The sequence below is a fragment of the Christensenella sp. genome (assembly GCF_034927525.1).
GTDB lineage: Bacteria > Bacillota > Clostridia > Christensenellales > Christensenellaceae > Christensenella.
In genome coordinates, this window is record NZ_JAYFPU010000281.1 from 1 (window position 1) to 1,585 (window position 1,585).

Annotated in this window: 3 protein-coding genes; all 3 read right to left on the minus strand. The window is 53.8% G+C overall.

Annotated features, from left to right (window positions below; genetic code table 11):
* Nucleotides 1–1,050 (minus strand): double-cubane-cluster-containing anaerobic reductase (locus tag VB081_RS11405; RefSeq protein WP_323400937.1); only part of this gene is annotated, 1,050 nt, incomplete at its 3' end.
* A gap of 47 nt (nt 1,051–1,097) precedes the next feature.
* A complete protein-coding gene (locus tag VB081_RS11410) occupies nt 1,098–1,370 on the minus strand; it encodes a DUF3343 domain-containing protein (RefSeq protein WP_090307973.1) in 273 nt (90 codons plus the stop codon).
* Nucleotides 1,367–1,537: a hypothetical protein gene (locus VB081_RS11415; protein ID WP_323400938.1), complete on the minus strand. Its 171-nt coding sequence runs from the start codon at nt 1,535–1,537 to the stop codon at nt 1,367–1,369. The genes VB081_RS11410 and VB081_RS11415 overlap by 4 nt, the downstream gene beginning before the upstream one ends.
* Nucleotides 1,538–1,585: the final 48 nt, after the last annotated feature.

Sequence of the window (1,585 nt, forward strand, 5' to 3'; positions counted from 1 at the left end):
GTTAACAAAACGCTTGATGCTTCGGGCTTCCACCCCGTAGGTATGGCAGGCGGTCAGCACCATTTCCACCACCCCGTCCACGGCGTAGTCGTCAATCATAGTATCTAACATCTTCAGGCGGTTTGGATTGGGAGACATGACGGAGCAGCCGATGTTTAAATACTTTCGTGCCAGGGCGTCGTACACATCGGGATTATCCTCATCCACCAGCTCCTCCACGGCCTTGGTACCATTGCAATTTTCGAAGGCCACGGCCACACCGCCGTTATCCTCAATGGCTTTAATGACCTTTTCCGTGGCACCTCCCACAGGGCAGCCAGTGATTAAAATCCGGGGCCGCTTGTCTACGGCGGTACCCGCTTCGTATTCGCTCTGGATTTTTTCGGCAATGGCCGTCAGGTTTCCAGGCAACACTGAGCGGTCGAATTCGAAGGTGGAGCCGAGAAGGACCTTGAAGAGGTCCTGTCCCAGTACCGGGGCGGGGTCCTGCTTCATGAGGCCATAAAGGTGTTTCAGAGCCCGGCGTTCATCGTTCTTCAGTGCAATCGCTCCCCGGATATCTTCCTCGGTGATGGTGACACCGAACTGGGCCTCCAGGGCTTCCTTCATGCGAATGATTTCGGATTTCCAAAGGGCCAGACTGGCTTCTCCTTGATCGCTTGGGAGCTGCATCACATGGACGGGCTTGAATTCCCCCAGGTACTCGTACATCTTTTTCTTACCATCGCAGGTGGTCTCCCCCACCACCAGGTCGGAGAAGTAGAAGAAGGGGCATTTGTCCGTTTTGCCAAAGCCATAGCTGGATTTAATCAGGGGGCAAAGATTTCGGGGCAGGTCCATTTCTGCCTCAGGGATGGTTTCATCCGAGGTGGCACACAGCCCGACGATGGAGGCGCCCATAGCCATGGCCAGCTCCTGGGGAAAGTAGGTACAAAAGATCCCGATGAGGGGGACGTTTTGGTCCTTCAGGGCCTTAGCCTTTAAAAAGGCCGCCTGGCGGGCATCGGCAAAGTCTTCAAAAATAGCGGGTAAATTTTTCTTTAATTCCATGGGTTTACTCTCTCTCGTGTATGAATTTTATGAATGAACGGACTGAATCAGCCCGGTAAAGCCTCGGCCCGGGGGGCCCCATCATCCGTGATGATACGGTAGGCCTGTCTTAGGGAGGAATCGAATCCGGCGGTATCCAACTGGGCCAGGGCCTCAGGCACCGCCTCAAGGGAAAGCCGCATGGCGATACCGCAGCCTGCGGCAATTTCCCGGGGGGTGGGCATGAGGATAAAGTCCAAAAGCCCGGTGAGGACCCGCTCCGCTGTCATGGCACTATGGGTGTTTTCAAAGGCGATGATGCCATAGTCTGAATCCCTCATAGGGTAATGACCTTAGAGGCAGCGGCCATGCGCTCGGTGATGTCGTACATATTGCTGAGCTCCCCAATTTTCAGCTGGTCCTTCAGGGCCTTAGCCTTTAAAAAGGCCGCCTGGCGGGCATCGGCAAAGTCTTCAAAAATAGCGGGTAAATTTTTCTTTAATTCCATGGGTTTACTCTCTCTCGTGTATGAATTTTATGAATGAACGGACTGAAT